The organism is Prolinoborus fasciculus (assembly GCF_056724605.1).
This window is the reverse complement of sequence record NZ_JBWZQN010000173.1, coordinates 1-586: the sequence shown is the minus strand read 5'-3', so window position 1 is coordinate 586 and position 586 is coordinate 1. Positions and strand designations below refer to the sequence as shown.

1 pseudogene is annotated in these 586 nt (G+C 36.5%); it reads left to right on the top strand.

Annotated features, from left to right (window positions below):
* A pseudogene (locus AC1P5O_RS16800) lies at nucleotides 1-586 on the top strand (IS4 family transposase); the annotation flags it as partial.

Genomic DNA, 586 nt, shown 5'->3' with positions numbered 1-586 from the left:
ATCTAAAGCCTTGCCCATCAAGTGCTTACCACAATCATTTTATCGACGTATGCAGCGCTTCTTTGCAGGTCAGTATTTTGATTATCGTCAAATTTCTCAGTTGATTTTCAATATGTTTTCATTCGACAAAGTGCAACTGACTCTAGATAGAACCAATTGGAAATGGGGAAAACGAAATATTAATATCCTGATGCTTGCGATCGTTTATCGTGGAATAGCGATACCTATCGTTTGGACATTACTGAATAAACGTGGAAATTCAGATACGAAAGAGCGTATTGCTTTGATTCAACGCTTTATATCCATTTTTGGTAAAGACCGTATGGTGAATGTGTTCGCAGATAGAGAGTTTATCGGTGAGCAGTGGTTTACATGGTTAATTGAACAAGACATCAACTTCTGCATTCGTGTTAAAAAAACTTTATTGTCACCAATCATTTAGGAAAGAATCATAAAATCAGTGATTTATTTCGCCATCTTCAAGTTGGTCAAATTGAATGTCGTAAACGACGGATTTTGGTTGGTCGGGTGAAACTATATATAAGTGCACTACAGTTAGAAAATGGAGAGCTTTTACTCGTCGTTT